This is a genomic window from Mojavia sp. (assembly GCF_059505145.1).
Genome location: NZ_JCACKA010000082.1, coordinates 53,710 through 70,754 on the forward strand (window position 1 = coordinate 53,710; position 17,045 = coordinate 70,754).

The window sequence follows — 17,045 nt, forward strand, 5'->3', positions numbered from 1 at the left end:
ACGTGAGCTTCTAACTAGCGCTTTGAAGCACAAGCAACGAATAGAAGAAATACTGCTTCCCTCATACCCCGTTCCCTGTTCCCTTTAATCTTCCAATGATTGCGCTGGTACTTCGACTGCTGTTACGTCAATTGTGCCATCTGGTGTGAAGCGCCGAAAATGGCCACTTTGTACTAACACCTGTTCTCCACAGCTAGGACACTGCAACTGACTATTATTTAAACCTGTAAATTCATATCGGCAGACAGGACACCGATCGGCTACTAAGTTACGTTTTAGCCACCAGCGAAACCCAAAGAACGCAAGCACGGGTGCCAATAACAGCAACCCAACTATAATTAGCAACGAATTAACTAACCAGCCCAAGCCTAAAGATGCTAGCAACCAAGTAACTGCTAACAAGGTGAGCCAAGGGCGAAGATTTACAAGATTCAATTGAAAAGATTTAAGGCTCATTTTTGAAATTTCGTGTTGCTCTCCTTCTAGGATAGCGAGTTTAGTTAATAGTCAATAATTGGGATGAGGAGGGAAGGGGGACACGGAGAAATAATAAATGCCTAATGCCCAATGCCCTTCAAAGTAGCTCTTGCAGACGTTTTTGCAAGGCTGACATCCCAAAATTAGCGATCGCTTGTTCTCGTAGCCAATGCCCATCACAACGTTGGTCATTTCCTGTAAGAATTTCTATACAAGCTTTAGCCACAGCATTCGGATCGCGGTGGGGAACTCGCCATCCCAGCTTACCATCCTGCAAGGGGTCAGCTGAACCATCGTCGTCACCAGACAGTACTGGCACTCCACATGCCATCGCTTCTAGATAGACAATGCCAAAACCTTCTTGGGAAGGCATAATGTAGGCATCAGCAAGGCGGTAGTGTGCGATTAACTGTTCTGTAGGAACGAAACCAGCAAAAACAACGTGTTCGCTTACACCTAAATCCTGTGCTAACTGAGCTAATCTCGGTTGGTCATCACCGCGACCAATGATTAAATATTTTACTTCCGAGAAAACCTCAATGATTTTTGGCAATGCCCGAATAGTCACATCCACACCTTTATAAATATCCCCTGGCCACAGCCGCGCTACAGTCATTAACACTTTGGCATGAGTTAAGCCGTATTTTGTCATCAACGCTGGTGACTTGGGGCCAGGAGTAAATTGATTCCCATCAATTGCACAAGGAAGTAGCTTTACCTTTTTAGGGGCTATAGCATTGGCAGCGCAACTGCGATCACGGCTATAGCGGCTAATTGTCCAAATTGCGGATGCGGACGCGAGTGCGTTACGTTCTCTGTTTTTGAGCGGTTCCCAAACTTCTTTACCATAAGTTAGGACAGTGTAGGGAATACCCAATGGTTGGCAAAGAGTTTGTACAAGTATTGCTAGATTGATGTGTCCACAAAAAACGTGTTGGGGACGTTGTTGAAGCAGACACTTAAGCAACGCCGCTATCATTCTGAGTCTCCCAATTTGGGGAGATTGGCTTTTAAAGCCATGAAATTTTAAATTTTCGGATTTTAGTGGATTTGAATCATTTGAACTATCTCGCAGTACAAATACTTCTGCCTGATAGTTTGAACTTAATCCTTGATAAGCGCGAAAAATATCTTTTACATAGGATTGAATGCCACCCTCGTGTATAAAAATTTCCAAAAATACGAAGACATGGCTGGCTTTTTTGTTAGCTTTATTACTTAGCGCATTTTTCACTTGAGTAGACCACACGCATAGGGGCACAATATATTGTTCCCCTACAATGGCTTAGATTCCACGCATTTGAAAATGCCTGTAAACTTGTTTTTCAGCACTTTACTGAATTCCTCGTATATGGAAATACTGTGCCTCTAATGCTGCCCTTCTAGAGCATATTTAACTATCAGTAAACAATTCCTACCATCGGAACCACGTTCGTAGACAACATGGTCAGCCAAGCGTCTGAGGAGAAACCATCCATATCCTCCTATTTGGAGAGTACCTGGCTCTGGCTCTGCGATCGCATCAGGATTAAAAGGCTTCCCATAATCCCAAATTCTCATCTCCAGCCTGTCAATCCATAAGCACACCTCAATCTCTATGCTTGTTTCCGGTGGTAAAGCAGAGTGAGCGTGGCGCACTGCGTTAGTAAAGCCTTCGGCTAATGCTAACTTGAGACGATAAAGTTGGGTCTCTGACCAGCCAAGTTGAGACAAATGTTGCAGACAGAATTGCTCAAACCATTGTTGCACCTGGTTTAGGAGCTTTAGTTCGCTCTTCACCGTCAGATGGTCTTGCTGCACTATGCTAAGCATTGACCTTGACTTGAATATTAAGTAAGTGATAAGTAAGTGGAAAATTCGGGTGTTTGTGATCTTTTAATGATTTTAGATTTGGGAATAACTTTTAAATCTAAAACTAAAGATCCAAGATGCAACCTGGTTCAGTAAAATTGACGCCTGTTGATTTTTCTGAAAAGCATATCTTTCAGAAGTATGAGTGACGGCAGCTGTAGTCGCTGGAAAGGCGAGGGCTTGTCGTCAAACATCATAACTTCGGTACATGCTCTTGAAATTAACAGGCGTCAAAGTGCTTTGTAGCAACTTGACTAATTTAGAACAGTCCCAAGGTCAAAGATTTATCTAACGGCAAGGCAGCACCAATACCCAGCCATAGGGTTACGAGAGTTCCAAAGAGGAAAACTGTGGTTGCTACTGGACGGCGGAAAGGGTTTTGGAACTTATTGACGTTCTCGATAAAAGGAACGAGGATTAGTCCCAGAGGTACTGAAGCCATTGCTAACACCCCTAAGAGTTTGTTAGGAAGCGATCGCAAAATCTGAAATACAGGGTACAAGTACCACTCTGGCAAAATTTCCAATGGAGTGGCAAAAGGATTTGCGGGTTCACCGTTCATTGCTGGGTCTAGCACAGCTAGAGCCACAATACAAGCGAACGATCCCATAATAACGATGGGAAATACATACAGTAGGTCATTAGGCCAAGCGGGTTCGCCATAGTAGTTGTGGCCCATGCCTTTGGCGAGTTTGGCTCTTAACGTAGGATCGCTGAGATCAGGTTTTTTTTGTGTTGCCATTTTTAAATATGCTCTCCTGCTTAAGTTGAATTAAAGCATTTGTGAAAGCCATGAGCTATCAGGCAACCCAAGCCTGCGGCTTTCCGCAGGCTGGGCTTCTACAGCTTTCAGCTTAAAGATATAAGCCTTCGTTGTTTTGTTGCTGATGTTTCATCTTCTTATTGTTCATAAGTTTAAAACAAACAACTCAATCTGAAAACTGACTGCTGTTGCCTTTTTACGCTTGGGCTGAGATTACAAAGGGCCAGAAATGCCTTGCTTGCGGATCATCAAGAAGTGGAACAGCATGAAGACCGCAATCAACCAGGGCAGAACAAATGTGTGGGCGCTGTAATAGCGAGTTAGAGTAGCTTGACCGACGCTGGAACCACCACGCAGTAGGTCAGAGATGAGAACACCAACTACGGGAATTGCTTCTGGTACGCCGCTGACGATTTTCACAGCCCAGTAGCCTACTTGATCCCAAGGTAGTGAATAGCCAGTAACGCCAAAGGAAACGGTGATTACAGCCAGGATGACACCACTTACCCAGGTTAGCTCACGAGGTTTTTTGAAACCACCTGTGAGGTAAACCCGAAAGACGTGCAAAATCATCATCAGCACCATCATACTGGCAGACCAGCGGTGGATAGACCGAATCAACCAACCGAAGTTTACTTCAGTCATGATGTACTGTACAGAAGAGTAAGCTTCGGCGACTGTTGGTCTGTAGTAGAACGTCATGGCAAATCCAGTGGCAAACTGGATAAGAAAACAAACCAGGGTAATTCCGCCCAAGCAGTAGAAGATGTTGACGTGGGGAGGAACGTATTTGCTAGTGACATCATCAGCTAGTGCCTGAATTTCCAAGCGTTCCTCAAACCAGTCGTAGACGTTGGCCATACAATCTCAAGTTCCTAAAATTCGGTTGCGGTTGATAAATCTCCCAACTAGCAAGTTTGGGATTTCAGCAAAGAGGAATTGGTTCGTTTGCTTTTGAGGCTTCAGAGTGATAAGAATTTTAAGAAACTCAACACTCTGTAAACATTTAATGTATTGCGTTCTCTTTGCAAACCAACACTAAAAAGGTGGACACAAAGTAGATCTTATCGTTTGTTGAGTGGGATGCAATGAAATCTGCTGACTTAACAACTTGATTAGAACAATGCATCACTTCTATAAAAAAAGTAACATAGTCGAGAGATAGATTTCATCAAACACGAAGCAACTGGGCAGTTCTAGGCAATTTGGGCTGAGGTGAAATTCATAATGGGCTTCTTCATGCAAAAACGAGTTTTTCGGCTGGTATTTACGCTAGTGTTGGCATTTTGCTTGGGGTTGGGTGCAATTATCCAACCTGCCACGGCTTTGACGGAGGAACAAAAATTAGTATCAGAAGTGTGGCGAATTGTTAATCGCACTTATCTGGATGAGACGTTTAATCATCAAAACTGGGCGGTAGCGCGACAAAAGGCTCTGGAAAAGCCGCTGAATAATCACCAAGCAGCTTATGAAGCAATTCAGAAGATGCTCAAGAGCCTTGACGACCCTTTTACCCGCTTTTTAGATCCAGAGCAGTACCGGAGTTTGCAGGTAAATACTTCTGGAGAACTAACAGGAGTAGGCTTGCAAATTGCTCTTGACCCGCAGACTGGCAAATTGCAAGTCGTAGCTCCAATAGAGGGTTCACCAGCAGATAAAGCCGGAATTAGGCCCCGCGATCGCATTGTTAAAATCGAAGGTATCTCCACGGAAAATCTGACTTTGGACGAAGCTGCTGCTAAAATGCGTGGGCCAATTGGCAGTCTCGTCACCCTGTTAATAGAACGGGATGGCGGGGAAGAAACCGAAATGAGGGTAGTACGCGATCGCATCGCTCTTAACCCTGTAGTATCAGAATTGCGTTTTTCTCCAGAGGGTACACCTATTGGTTACCTGCGCCTGAATCAATTTAACGCCAACGCCTCAATGGAATTGGCACACGCTATTACTAGTCTAGAAAAAAAAGATGCTGCTGCCTACATTCTGGATTTACGAAATAATCCTGGTGGGCTATTACAGGCGGGAATTGAAATCGCTCGCCTGTGGCTAGACTCTGGTACTATAGTTTACACCGTTAATCGGCAAGGCATTCAGGGTAGTTTTGAAGCTTTTGGCCCAGCACTGACGAATGATCCTTTAGTAATTTTGGTAAATCAAGGAACTGCCAGTGCTAGTGAGATTCTTGCTGGCGCACTGCAAGATAACGGTCGTGCCCAACTGGTAGGCGAAACTACCTTTGGTAAAGGTTTAATTCAGTCTTTATTTGAATTATCAGATGGTTCTGGCTTGGCAGTAACAATTGCTAAGTATGAAACTCCGCAGCATCGAGATATCAATAAATTAGGTATTAAACCAGACAAAATAATTACCCAAGAAGCAATTACCCGTGAACAGATTGCCACAGAAGCAGATCAACAATACCAAGCAGCGATGGCACTGTTAACGAAAAACTCAGTAGTGGCGGGAGCTGGTAATTAGGGATGGGGTATTGGGCATTGGGCATTGGATAAAGAAGACAAGGAGCATGGGGAATGGGGGAACAAGGAGCAAGAGTTAATCATGGTTCTTTCCCCTTGTCCCCTTGTCTCCCCTGCTCCCGTGCTCCCCGCCCCTTGTCCCTTTCCAGTCCCCTTCATAAAAGCGCTTGCATTTTAAGTAAAGCCTGTAAATCCAAAGAAGCGAGACGTGAATAAGCTTGATCAATCACACGTTTGCCTCTTAAGAAACCCGTATTAGCACCGGGACAAATGTACTGAAGAGTTTCTGGTGTAAAGTGTTCTAAAATGTACTGAAGACTTTTAATTTGTCGGGGCCAGTGAAAGGTTTTGGCTGTTCGTAATGGAACTGGTTCACTGTGTTGGTTAGGAACTAAGTGGCGTCCAGAAAACAATACTCCCCCAAGGTCACTATAGTATAGACAAGATGAACCAGGGGAATGACCTGGTGTCCAAATCAGTTTTGCGGCTGCATCGAGAGTAAATTCTTGACCAAAGCTGGTTACAGTTAACCCAGGTAATAAATAAGCTTCTTGTTCTTGAATTAAAACCTCGCAGCCAAAGGTTGGCTGAATTTCTGCTGTCTTGCCAATAGCACCACGATGAGTGATAAATAACCAGCGTACACCCCCATGTGATCGCAAAAAATCCAGATTTATCTGCTCTAGGGCAGGGCAGTCTATCAGGATATTGCCTTCATTTCTTACAATAAAGTAAGAGGTTCCCCCTAATGTGTCCCGATTGGGTGGAAAGGCAAAAATGCTGTTTAGCACAGCCCGTGGTGGCTTAGCTGTATGACTTGGCTGTTGCGGTAAGGGGCACATGAGAAAAAACCGAAATTGAGGAGTTGTAGACAATCTGGTTACAGAGTTCAACTGCTGAAGCTTTGAAGCTTTAGAATTTACAAACGCTGTTAACCGTTTTGAAAAAAAATTGAGATTTTATAGTCTGGCTTGTAGCGAAAGCTGTGGTGCTGACACTACAGGTAGGATATTTTGTCAAAATTACTGAAGATCACATGACATTTTGGTTTCTCCTCCTATTGGGACTAGCTACTTATCTAATGGTGCAGCGTATCGTCGCTCACAGCACCCGAACTCCAGTCTGGCTTTTGTGGCTGGTTTTAATGACACCTGCCTTTTTGTTGACCGGATGGACGCTACTTTATGGGGAGAAACAACCTCCGCCACCGTCATTGATCCTTTGGTCATCAATCATCTGCCTTCTGTTATACTGGCTGTTGTTTCAATGGGGGCGTCCAGTATCAACAGATACACAGACTGAACCCCAAACGCCGGAATCCCAATCGGTTATCCATCCTACCGCAGAACCAGTAACAGTGCGTCCCATTGAACCAACGGAAGAAACCCAGCTGCGAAATTGTTTTCCCTGGTCTGTATACTACATCCAAAACATTGAGTACCGACCGCAAGCGGTTATCTGTAAGGGTCAGTTACGAACTACCTCAAGCAAAGCTTATCAGCAGATCAAGTCTAATATTGAAGCACAATTTGGCGATCGCTTTCTGCTGATTTTTCAAGAAGGGGTTAATAACAAACCTTTCTTTGTGCTTGTTCCTAATACTCAAATTGCTAAACAAGTAAACGCCAGCAAACCAGAAAATTTAACGCGACCAGGATTAGCACTCTTGCTGGTATTAGCGACTTTGGTAACTACTACCTTGGTGGGGGCAAAAATTGCTGGTGTTGACTCCAAGGCAATACAATCTGATCCAAGTGTTTTCCTTCAAGGATTACCCTATGCTTTAGGGCTAATGACTATTTTGGGTATCCACGAACTTGGTCACTATTTAACAGCCAGGTTCTACAAAATTCGCTCAACGCTGCCCTACTTTATCCCCATGCCTTTTTTCTTAGGAACCTTTGGCGCATTTATTCAAATGCGTAGTCCTATTCCTAACCGTAAGGCTCTATTTGACGTTAGTATTGCTGGGCCAATTGCGGGTTTTATTGCCACCTTACCTTTATTAATATGGGGTTTGGCTCATTCTGATGTGGTTCCCCTAACTGAACAAACAGGACTGTTGAACCCTGATGCTCTCAATCCCAAATATTCCATCTTGTTAGCGCTACTCTCAAAATTAGCACTAGGGAGCCTGTTAACGTCAAAATCGGCTATTGACTTACATCCAGTTGCAGTAGCTGGCTTTTTAGGGCTAATCGTGACAGCATTAAATTTGATGCCAGTAGGACAACTAGATGGGGGTCATATTATCCACGCAATGTTTGGACAGCGAACCGCAATAGCAATTGGTCAAATTGCTCGCTTGTTGCTGCTACTACTTGCTTTGATTCAGCGAGAATTTTTATTTTGGGCGATCATCTTATTATTCATCCCATTGATTGATGAACCTGCTTTGAACGATGTCACAGAACTGGATAACAAACGTGACATTTTAGGTTTATTGTCAATGGCTTTGTTAGTTGTGATAGTACTACCACTGCCGCAGGCGATCGCTAACTTGTTGCAGATTTAAATAGAACTCAAGTGGCTGCTACATTATATCCCCGCCAGCAGAGTAACACTGCTGCTTGGGCTTTACATAGCATGAACAGGTCAGCATCATGTCGCACTGACATCAACTCTAAACATTCTGCTTCAGCAAGCTTACCGTTAGAGTTGTCCTCAAGCAGGATGTTATATCGTTTCATATCCGCGGCTGTTTTATGACTATGAAAAATCTGCCATAAAGTATTGTTGTCTAACTTATCCAATGCTGCAAGGTCAGCTTGAAATTCCTCTGGTACATCATCCCAAGCAGGAGGATTACCTACTTGTAAAGCGTGTAGCATTCATTACTTCTTCCAAAGGACGCTGGGTAGCATGGGCAGTATTTACTAGGCGTTGATAGAGAATTTCGGGTATCTGAAGAGTAACAGTTTCAGCACTCATATTTAGTAGTTAGCGACATCATGAAAAAATGGAAAGTTAAACAGTATAAACCATATTATTTTACTTTTTAGTTTTTGAAAGTCGAGTAGCAATATAGGTAAGTTAATGGTGCATTATCCGGAGTACATAAACCATTATTTCTATTATTTATAATTTTATTTACTCAATGTGAACAAAAAATTTGCCTTGCCCGGCAAATTCAGCACTGCCAGGCAAGGCACACTCCATACAGTAATTACTGTACAAAACAAAGTTTAAATAATTCCAAACACCGAGCCGACAGTAGACTTAATTGAATCTCTTGCATCTTTCAAAGTCTGGGCAATAGGATGTTTTGTCTGTAAAAACACCCGCGCACAGTTGCGTCCCGGCATACCAGAGATTGAACCACCTGGATGTGTTCCTGCGCCAGTTAAAAATAGATTATCAATTGGTGTTTTGTAGTTTGCTATTTCTGGCAAAGGACGGAAAAATACCATTTGATCAAGAGACATATCAATGTGGTAATAATTCCCTTTGTATGCACCTAATCTTTCGCCCAATTCCGCCGGACTTTCTACACGACGGGCAATAGTTGCATTTTTTACATTTGGTGCGTATGTCGCTAACTTATCAACTACCCTGTCGGCAACTTTGTTTTTTAATTCATCTGTCCAACCAGTACCTTTCAAACCTGTGCCTTCTGCACCTGCTATTTGATATGGGGCAAAAAACTCAATCCATACAGTGTGTTTGCCTGGTGGTGCTAAGGTTGGGTCAAGGGCACTAGGCATTACCACATACATTGATGGGTCAGAATCAGGAATTTCTCCTAAACTACATTTACTATGAGCTTGTTCCACGTGAGCGACGGAATCGGCAACCAAAATAGACCCAATTAAATATTCATCTTTGTGTTCATGGTATGGAAAATGCAGCGGCTCGTCTAAAGCTAAATCTATCTTCAGGATAGTTTCGTTATTATTAACGATGCGGCGTTCTAATCTCTCCCATAAATCTGGGTCGGCTGCATCAATATCGCTTTTATCAGTCATTTGTAAGAACAACCGCTTGGCATCGATATTAGAAATAACACCGTATTTAGCCCGATATTCTGTGCCACCAGCAACCCTTACTCCAACAGCTTTGTTATCATCAATCAATACTTTTTCAACATGCTGGTCTGTGAGAATAACGCCACCTTTACTTGTAACTAAATTCACCAAAGCTTGTACAAGTGCGCCAGTACCACCGCGAGGTCTAGCCATACCAGGGTTGTGACGCATTGCCATCATAATTGCACCAATGGCAATGGTTTTTTGTGATGGCGGCGCGCCAAGTTCTGCTGCTAGTCTAGCTAGGGGTGCTTTGAGAAACTCTTCATCAAACCACTCGTTGAGTAAATCTTCGGCGCTGGTTAACATGGTGCGAATAAAGTCCAGCGTTTTATTGGGCGAACCAATTACTGAAAATAAATCTTTCAGTTTTGTAATGTCATAGTTACCGACGATATCTATAATTGATTTCGGTGGTGCATTAAACATGGGAATCATTGCACCTATTGCCCGCTGCCAGTAGTCTACAAATTCTGCGTATTTTTTAGCGTCACGTTCGTTGTAACGGGCAATTTCTGCACAAGTTTTTTCTACAGATTTGTGAGCTAAAAAATACTTACCATCAGGATGAGGACAGAACGCAACTGGATCACACTCCAGATATTCCAAACCGTATTTTTCTAGTTCTAATTCTTCAACAACTGGCCCTAAATGTATAAATTCGTGGTCAATAGCACACAAGTTAAATTTAAATCCTGGGGCTTCTTGCGGTATGCATTCTTCAGTTGTCGCCGCACCACCCGGAACAGAACGTTTTTCTAATAAGAGGACACTATAGCCTGCTTTCAGCAAATAAGCAGCACAAACTAACCCATTATGTCCTGCGCCAATAATTACAACATCGTACTCTTGCATATTTGGAATTTTGTAATTGAATAGATTGCTAATTTTACAAAACTTGAAAAAAATTACAACACTTATAGTGAGTAAATCTTGGGCTGACTATCTGTTTTACTATTAAATAAATAAAAAAATAGTTTATGAAGAAGGTATTTGCTTCATATTAACTTCTACTAAAAGAATTAAATTTTCCTTTTGTACCTGCATATCTTTTATACGTAATAAAGTATTGTCCCATTCAAAATATGGTAAATTCTGTAATTCTTTGAGCTTCTGCATTAATGCTGTGATTGTCTCGATTGACAGACCCTCTCCCTCAGTACAATTAAAACTCTCCAGTAACAAAGGTTGGGGATGAAGAGGTGGACGAATGATTGCTGTAAATCCTAACGGACGACTATTTCCCCTTTCTGTTAACATCACTTTTAACCTAAATTCGATTTTACCGTTACCGGGTAAGGATAATTGGATCTGTTTTAGGTTGAAAGTTACAATCTCGCCTTCTACATTCAAGTCCCAGCTTTGCATCTGGCTTTGAATAAACTCTGAGGAAAAGGCACGATTAATATCCGTTTCAGTCATTACAATGCGGGCGATCGCATTTACTGGCTCATTCAGTTCGATTTGACCAAGAAGAGCACTTAAAGGATTGACAGCAAAGCTATCTGTTTGTATTTTTATTTCCTGTACACGGATATCTTGTTGAAATACCAGACCTTGGCCAGTCAGCGAAACCTCATCTACCTCCCCTTGAACTATTTTAAATAGATCGGTTTTCACATCTACGTCTATTTTTTCTACCTCGTCCAGCTGGTCGGTTAGCCTGTTTTCTGCTGCTTGTGCTAGTAATTCTTCCTCCAAGCTGTGCTTATCTGGCATGAATTTCTATACTCCTTGTATCCTCTTCCCTACTCAATTTAGACCTTGGAGGCTTAGGAGTGTATCTATAGTACGGTATATACAACTCGGAGGATAAAAGAATAAATTTAAAATTAAAACCTGTTTTTTAGTATTTATATCTTAGTATTTTTTTAGTTTAGTAATAATTAATGACGCATAGATATAAAGAATACTATCTACTTAATCTTTATTTTGGCTCGATTGCATATTAGCTAAACCTTGATTTTGAGCAATATCAAGCTAAGAAAAATCTATCAAAATGTAGAGATATAGGTTGATGGGTATTTTCAGTACCCATCAACTGCTTAAAAATTAAATTGTACTTGATTCTAGAGTATGAGATTTCATGCGATGCGGATTTTTTACAACTATTTGAATGCTGCGATTTGGCCCTGTCACCAAACCACGGCGTTGAGGTCGTACATCACCATGATCAACTAGTGCTAATTCCCAAGTGGATAAGATTTTGGCTAGTACCACCTTCATTTCAAATTGAGCAAATGCCATACCAATACAGCGTCTAGCACCACCACCAAAAGGCAAAAACTCATAGGGAGAAAATTGACGTTCTAAAAAGCGTTCTGGCTTAAATTGTTGATGTTCTGGGTATAAGTCTTCTCGTTGGTGGGTGAGATAGATGGAACCAAGTACGACTGTGCCTGATTCAAGTTCGTAACCACACAAGGAGACGGGTGTTCTGACTACCCGTGGAAAAGTCAGCATCCCTACTGGATAAATCCGCAAGGTTTCACAGTAAACAGCATTAAGGTAGGGTAATTTAAAAACGCTGGTGGGGTCTGGATTATTACCCAAACTATCTAATTCTTGTAATAGCGTTTGCTGTACTGAAGGCAACTTATGAATCCAGTACAATGCCCACGTCAGGGCTGTCGCAGTGGTTTCGTGTCCGGCTGTCAACAGAGTCATCAATTCATCACGCAACTCTGCATCGGTCATGGCTTCACCTGCTTCATCACGCGCAGCCATGAGTAAGCTGAGAATATCTGTACGCGATGAGTCGGGATTGTCTCGCCGTTCTTGAATCTCTTCGTTAAGGAGTTGGTGAACTCGCTGTTTGCGGCGCAAAAATCTTCCCCAAGAACTACGGGGGCCAAAATCTTGGCGGAGAGCAGGGAAATAAAGTTCAACTACCCTTAAGGGGGAAGTTTCATTTAGCATTGCTGCCAAAAGTTCCTCTAACTCTTGAGCGCGGGGCCCATCGTATAATCCAAATACGGCTTGCATAATCACCCGCATGGTAATGATTTGCATAGCCGAGCGCACACAGAAGGGTTTACCTATCTGCCATTGGCTAATTACTTGCTCTGTAACATCGTTAATCACCTGTCCGTAGGTTCGCATTCTGTCACCGTGAAACGGCGGCATTAATAATTGGCGTTGACGGCGATGTACTTCACCACTAACTGTAATCACAGAATTCTTCCCTAGCATCGGTTCAAATACAGTGTTCCAGTCATTAGGAGCTTCAAATTCCTTAGTATCACTGGTCAAAATTTGCTGTAGCGCTTGGGGATTGCTGACAAAGACAATAGGTGGATTTAATTGCAGAGTAAAAATGTCACCATAGCGCTTGGCACAATCTGTCATGAACGGCATTGGTCTGAAGATCCATTGAAGCATCTGTACAATCGCTGGGGACTGGGGGCCATTTGGCAGTTTCATAAAGCTCTGTTTGCTGGAGTAATTCTTTTTTGCCTATGAAACTTAAGGAAGAAAATTAAATTTTTTGGAATTACTATTGGAGGTTTTTATCTTTAGGTTGCAAAAGAGTAATCAACTGTTACAACCTGAAAGTTGTAAAATTTTTGTTAATTTGAACGAGCATCTACAGTTTCTCCTCATCCTTTTAAGGTATTCAGCATGACAGCAATCACCCCCAAGGCATCCTCAGCGCTTCCCAATTTTTGTGAAGGAATTCAATATTTTGGTCAAGCGCTACCGGGTTTTGAAACCTATGGTGCAACGCCTGCTATAGAATCGGGCAATGTAGCGATCGCATCTCCTACAGAACCGAATGCCGTCTATCAAACTTTACTTGCTGCCGATGCATTACGTTACCTGACGCTACAAGTTACAGGTAGTAAAGCCTCTGGACACCCTGGTGGATTTGCTAGCCAAGCGGAAGCTTATGCGGCTTTGGTCATGTTAGGGTACAAAAACATTATTACGGAAGTGGGTCATCACGCCCCTGGATTTTATAGTGCGATGTTCCTCGATCGCTCTTTAGAGGATATGGGTATTTTTACCGTTCAACAATTGCGCGATCGCTTCCGAGAAAAGCATGGACTCTTGGGGCATCTCTCCGGTTACATACCCGGTATTCTCGCACCTGCTGGCCCTTTGGGACAAGGACAGCACTTCGCCATGTCAGCTGCACTGCTGCACAAAGATAAGCTTTTCCCTTTCACTGTTGGTGATGGTGGACTAGGTGAACCTTATATCATGAGTTCGATGGCTCACTTTCATACGGCTTATCCAAATTCCACCAATTTCTTGCCAGTGCTGGTGTGGAACGGTTACAGCCAAGAACACCACAGTATGGTTTCCCTCAAAACCAACGAACAAATGACAGCATACTGGCAAGGTAACGGTTTTGAGGAAGTCGTATTAGTCGATGCCAAAGAATTTGACGATCAAAACCAAGGTGGCGATTATGTCGATAGTACTGCCTTTTCTTTCGAGCAACGGCTAGCCTTCACCAAAGCCGTACTTTCAGGTGTAGATAAAGCAGCGCGTTCTGCCTTGAGTGGTAAACTTACCGTCTTTATCATTAAACAACTCAAAGGTGCAGGAGTCCACGCCAGAGGTGCAAAATCTCATAACCTCTATCCTAAAGATACGTTGGATGCTCCTCATATTGTCGCTGCTTTAAAAGAACGTGCTTTACCTGCTGAAGCTTGGCAAATTGTGCGGACAAATGCAGAACGCGCTGGTGGTGGCCCCGCAGCTAAAACAGTGGTGACAGAATTTGAATTACCATTACCAGATTTAGGCGGATTACCTTTAGAAGAATATGCAGTAGGTGGTGAACCAAAAGTTTCTACAACAGCAATGGGACGATTAGTAGGAATTGTGGGGAAAAAAGATCCAAATTTCCTAGTTACTAACGCCGATGGAAACGAAGCATCAGGAATTGCCAATATTAACCAAGCATTGAAAATTATTCACCCCACAACCGACGACTTATATAATCAAGCGCCAAACGGACAAGTTTATGAACCATTGAGTGAAGATGCTTGTGCAGGTTTAGCTGCTGGTTTGTCATTGATGGGTGCAAGAACTTTGTGGTGTTCCTACGAATCTTTTGCTATCAACGGATTACCAATTTGGCAAACTGTAACCCAAGCAATGGCAGAATTGCGCCGTCGAACTCCCTCAACAATTACTTTATTTACTGCTGGCGCATTAGAGCAAGGACGTAACGGTTGGACTCACCAACGTCCCGAAATTGAAGCTTACTTTGCTTCTTTGATGCGAAATGGCAATGTATTTCCATTATTCCCTCCCGATGCTAACAGTATCCAAGTTTGTTATGACTGGGCATTGAAAACTAAAAATAAGGGAATTGTCATTACTGCAAGTAAATCACCCTTACCAATTCGCACTACATTAGAACAAACTCGTCAAGGTTTACGCGATGGTGCAGTTGTATTGCATGAAGTTCCAGGTGATAAACAAGTTGTCTTTGCTGTTATTGGCGATATGACATTAATGCCAGTATTTGAAGCAGCAGCATTTTTGGAAACTGAAGGTATTGGTGCGAAGATAGTTTCTGTTATTAATCCCCGCCGTTTGTATCGTCCTGATGATACTGCGTGGGAAACTTGTTCAGAACCCGATGATGGTTTCTTGGATGATGCGAAATTTGCTGAATTGTTTGATGGAGATGCGCTAATTGGTGTTACTGGTGGTGCGCCGGCGATGCTAGAAGCAATTATGTTGCGGAGTAATTCTAAGCGCGATACTTTTGCATGGAAGCGTGGGGAAACTACAGCTAGCGCTGGTGAGTTGATGGCGTTTAATGGATTGACTGCGGAGGCGTTGACGAAAAGAGCGATCGAGTTAGTGCATTAATATTCTATGTAATAGAGATATTATATCCCTGCCCATTTTAAAAGAGGGTAGGGATTTTTTACGTTTTAAATACTGAGGTTATTTTTTAATTTGACTATGATAATTCAGTATTTTACTATTTTAGGTCTAAAGTGCTACAGTAATTTTCATACTTAAGCTAACGTAATAACTCTTAGACAGTGATGCCTTCAAACTTCGACCTAAGACTCCAACATTTAGAAGACAACATTAGACAAGACCAAGATTTGCTCAAAGAGTATGAAGATTCATTGCGGTATGAAGATGAGCCACGTCGCAAGGCTAAGTACAGACGAGAAATTGACCAATTGCACGAATCAGCTAATCGTTATCAAAAGGAATATGATGAATTGCGAATGCAGATAATTGGTGAATCAAATGTACAAATGCAGAATGTAGCTATCGAGTTGCAACAAATGAACACCAGATTAGATAGATTATCTGCTGGTCAGAAGGCTATTTATGAAAACATTAATCACTTGCGTCAAGGACTATTAGCTCGTTATAACGCTGGTGAACAGAACATAATTTCAGCCATAACCGAACAATTAGATCAATCTCAAATGGTTATGATTTCTACTGTTTTAGATGCAATAGAAACTGACCAAGTGCCAGAGAGAGAAATGCAGCTGATTTTACAATTAATACAGCAAAATATAACTATATTACAACAAAACGGTACTGCTTTACCTCCTAGCCAAGCAGCCTTAGCGGAAGTAATCAATGCCCCTGAATTAGATTTCAAGCACAGATTGAAAGTTGGTATACCTATTATTCCTTTTATTTTGGACTATGAAGGTGAATTAGAACTAGGAACAGGAATAAATTTAAAAGCTGCTTTGCAAGCGTTGATGATGCGATTTAAGGGAGAGTAATTGTGGATTTGCATCAGCAACGAAAACAAGATTTAAAAGAACATATAGATGAAGACTATATGCTACTCAAGGAGTTGGAAGATGATTTACGCCTTACTCAAGAAACACAACCAAAAAGAAAATTAAAAAAGCATATTGAGGAAGTAAAAGGTAGAATTAAGGAATATAAAAACGAGCTTGATTCTTTATCAAATTCTCAACAAGAGCAAGATTTACTTGTTAATGCAATGGCAAACATTACATTTAGAGAGTTAGATATGGTGACTGACGGAATCCTTAGTATGCCCGTAGAATTTGATGAAAGCTATACTGTTGTTCCAGTAGTTATCAAAATGTCTAAAAATGAATTGACTGGCTCTGCTCAATCTAGACTGACGAGCGGTGTTATTCAAGCAAGAATGGTTGGCAAATTTGTTGAGAATATGGTTAATGTAATTCCTGATTTTCCAGAAAAACTAAAGGCAGGATTTGCTAGAGAGTACCACAACCTTCGAGCAACAGGATTAAAGGGAAATGCTCTATTGGATGCTTTGCATGAGTTTTCTTGCAATCGTAGTCTAGATTATGAGCTACGAGCTGCTGGTTTAGCAGTGCTGTACTATCTCTTTGAGAAGTGCGAGGTGTTCGAGCGATGATTCTTCCTACCAAACATATCTCTACCAGTCACTCTCTAAGCTAATCGGCACTTAAGTTGCATAATAATAAGACGAAGCCGTTTCAAAGC

Annotated in this window: 16 protein-coding genes; 5 read left to right on the plus strand and 11 right to left on the minus strand. The window is 42.1% G+C overall.

Annotation, left to right across the window (positions count from 1 at the left end; all coding sequences use genetic code 11):
* Positions 1-84: 84 nt before the first annotated feature.
* From AC5JL8_RS24175 to petB, 5 genes are all read right to left on the minus strand, one after another.
* Positions 85-456 (minus strand): hypothetical protein, encoded by a 372-nt coding sequence (locus tag AC5JL8_RS24175; protein WP_495882216.1) that lies wholly within the window; start codon positions 454-456, stop codon positions 85-87.
* Between the two features lie 118 nt (positions 457-574).
* The gene (locus AC5JL8_RS24180) at positions 575-1,711 is read right to left on the minus strand and encodes a glycosyltransferase family 4 protein (protein WP_495882217.1); all 1,137 of its coding nucleotides are present in this window, start codon (positions 1,709-1,711) and stop codon (positions 575-577) included.
* A gap of 134 nt (positions 1,712-1,845) precedes the next feature.
* Entirely contained in the window at positions 1,846-2,289 is a 444-nt protein-coding gene (locus AC5JL8_RS24185; RefSeq protein ID WP_495882218.1) for an ATP-binding protein, read from the minus strand.
* Positions 2,290-2,587: 298 nt separating this feature from the next.
* Positions 2,588-3,070, minus strand: coding sequence for a cytochrome b6-f complex subunit IV (petD, locus tag AC5JL8_RS24190; RefSeq protein WP_495882219.1), 483 nt, complete (start codon positions 3,068-3,070; stop codon positions 2,588-2,590).
* Positions 3,071-3,304: 234 nt separating this feature from the next.
* Positions 3,305-3,952, minus strand: a complete 648-nt coding sequence (gene petB / locus AC5JL8_RS24195; protein ID WP_495882220.1) for a cytochrome b6 — start codon at positions 3,950-3,952, stop codon at positions 3,305-3,307.
* A 366-nt stretch (positions 3,953-4,318) separates the two neighbouring features.
* Here petB and ctpA point away from each other — a divergent pair, with 366 nt between their 5' ends.
* The gene (gene ctpA, locus AC5JL8_RS24200; RefSeq protein WP_495882232.1) at positions 4,319-5,569 is read left to right on the plus strand and encodes a carboxyl-terminal processing protease CtpA; all 1,251 of its coding nucleotides are present in this window, start codon (positions 4,319-4,321) and stop codon (positions 5,567-5,569) included.
* Positions 5,570-5,723: 154 nt separating this feature from the next.
* Here the strand turns inward: ctpA and AC5JL8_RS24205 are convergent, their stop codons facing one another.
* The gene (locus AC5JL8_RS24205) at positions 5,724-6,410 is read right to left on the minus strand and encodes an MBL fold metallo-hydrolase (protein ID WP_495882233.1); all 687 of its coding nucleotides are present in this window, start codon (positions 6,408-6,410) and stop codon (positions 5,724-5,726) included.
* Positions 6,411-6,604: 194 nt separating this feature from the next.
* On the opposite strand from AC5JL8_RS24205, the gene AC5JL8_RS24210 reads away from it, so the two are divergent.
* Complete coding sequence (locus tag AC5JL8_RS24210) at positions 6,605-8,083, plus strand: site-2 protease family protein (RefSeq protein WP_495882234.1); 1,479 nt, start codon at positions 6,605-6,607, stop codon at positions 8,081-8,083.
* A gap of 7 nt (positions 8,084-8,090) precedes the next feature.
* Here the strand turns inward: AC5JL8_RS24210 and AC5JL8_RS24215 are convergent, their stop codons facing one another.
* The 5 genes from AC5JL8_RS24215 to AC5JL8_RS24235 form a co-directional block, all read right to left on the minus strand.
* Positions 8,091-8,399 (minus strand): hypothetical protein, encoded by a 309-nt coding sequence (locus tag AC5JL8_RS24215; RefSeq protein ID WP_495882221.1) that lies wholly within the window; start codon positions 8,397-8,399, stop codon positions 8,091-8,093.
* On the minus strand, positions 8,374-8,499 hold the full coding sequence (locus AC5JL8_RS24220) for a hypothetical protein (RefSeq protein ID WP_495882222.1): 126 nt from the start codon (positions 8,497-8,499) through the stop codon (positions 8,374-8,376). The genes AC5JL8_RS24215 and AC5JL8_RS24220 overlap by 26 nt, the downstream gene beginning before the upstream one ends.
* Before the next feature lie 254 nt (positions 8,500-8,753).
* Entirely contained in the window at positions 8,754-10,448 is a 1,695-nt protein-coding gene (gene crtO / locus AC5JL8_RS24225; protein WP_495882223.1) for a beta-carotene ketolase CrtO, read from the minus strand.
* Positions 10,449-10,571: 123 nt separating this feature from the next.
* Positions 10,572-11,312, minus strand: coding sequence for an LmeA family phospholipid-binding protein (locus tag AC5JL8_RS24230; RefSeq protein WP_495882224.1), 741 nt, complete (start codon positions 11,310-11,312; stop codon positions 10,572-10,574).
* Positions 11,313-11,645: 333 nt separating this feature from the next.
* Positions 11,646-13,016, minus strand: a complete 1,371-nt coding sequence (locus AC5JL8_RS24235; RefSeq protein WP_495882225.1) for a cytochrome P450 — start codon at positions 13,014-13,016, stop codon at positions 11,646-11,648.
* A 198-nt stretch (positions 13,017-13,214) separates the two neighbouring features.
* Between AC5JL8_RS24235 and AC5JL8_RS24240 the strand changes: the two genes are divergently transcribed.
* From AC5JL8_RS24240 to AC5JL8_RS24250, 3 genes are all read left to right on the plus strand, one after another.
* A complete protein-coding gene (locus tag AC5JL8_RS24240; protein ID WP_495882226.1) occupies positions 13,215-15,428 on the plus strand; it encodes a phosphoketolase family protein in 2,214 nt (737 codons plus the stop codon).
* Positions 15,429-15,610: 182 nt separating this feature from the next.
* Entirely contained in the window at positions 15,611-16,321 is a 711-nt protein-coding gene (locus AC5JL8_RS24245; RefSeq protein ID WP_495882227.1) for a hypothetical protein, read from the plus strand.
* 2 nt (positions 16,322-16,323) lie between these two features.
* Positions 16,324-16,956 (plus strand): hypothetical protein, encoded by a 633-nt coding sequence (locus AC5JL8_RS24250; protein WP_495882228.1) that lies wholly within the window; start codon positions 16,324-16,326, stop codon positions 16,954-16,956.
* Positions 16,957-17,045: the final 89 nt, after the last annotated feature.

Bases quoted from the DNA above. Each gene is read 5' to 3' on its own strand.
- AC5JL8_RS24210 (WP_495882234.1), top strand. From the start codon at position 6,605: ATGACATTTTGGTTTCTCCTCCTATTGGGACTAGCTACTTATCTAATG.
- AC5JL8_RS24205 (WP_495882233.1), bottom strand. From the start codon at position 6,410: ATGTGCCCCTTACCGCAACAGCCAAGTCATACAGCTAAGCCACCACGG.
- ctpA (WP_495882232.1), top strand. From the start codon at position 4,319: ATGGGCTTCTTCATGCAAAAACGAGTTTTTCGGCTGGTATTTACGCTA.
- AC5JL8_RS24175 (WP_495882216.1), bottom strand. From the start codon at position 456: ATGAGCCTTAAATCTTTTCAATTGAATCTTGTAAATCTTCGCCCTTGG.
- petD (WP_495882219.1), bottom strand. From the start codon at position 3,070: ATGGCAACACAAAAAAAACCTGATCTCAGCGATCCTACGTTAAGAGCC.
- AC5JL8_RS24240 (WP_495882226.1), top strand. From the start codon at position 13,215: ATGACAGCAATCACCCCCAAGGCATCCTCAGCGCTTCCCAATTTTTGT.
- AC5JL8_RS24185 (WP_495882218.1), bottom strand. From the start codon at position 2,289: ATGCTTAGCATAGTGCAGCAAGACCATCTGACGGTGAAGAGCGAACTA.
- petB (WP_495882220.1), bottom strand. From the start codon at position 3,952: ATGGCCAACGTCTACGACTGGTTTGAGGAACGCTTGGAAATTCAGGCA.
- AC5JL8_RS24245 (WP_495882227.1), top strand. From the start codon at position 15,611: ATGCCTTCAAACTTCGACCTAAGACTCCAACATTTAGAAGACAACATT.
- AC5JL8_RS24235 (WP_495882225.1), bottom strand. From the start codon at position 13,016: ATGAAACTGCCAAATGGCCCCCAGTCCCCAGCGATTGTACAGATGCTT.
- crtO (WP_495882223.1), bottom strand. From the start codon at position 10,448: ATGCAAGAGTACGATGTTGTAATTATTGGCGCAGGACATAATGGGTTA.
- AC5JL8_RS24230 (WP_495882224.1), bottom strand. From the start codon at position 11,312: ATGCCAGATAAGCACAGCTTGGAGGAAGAATTACTAGCACAAGCAGCA.
- AC5JL8_RS24215 (WP_495882221.1), bottom strand. From the start codon at position 8,399: ATGCTACACGCTTTACAAGTAGGTAATCCTCCTGCTTGGGATGATGTA.
- AC5JL8_RS24220 (WP_495882222.1), bottom strand. From the start codon at position 8,499: ATGAGTGCTGAAACTGTTACTCTTCAGATACCCGAAATTCTCTATCAA.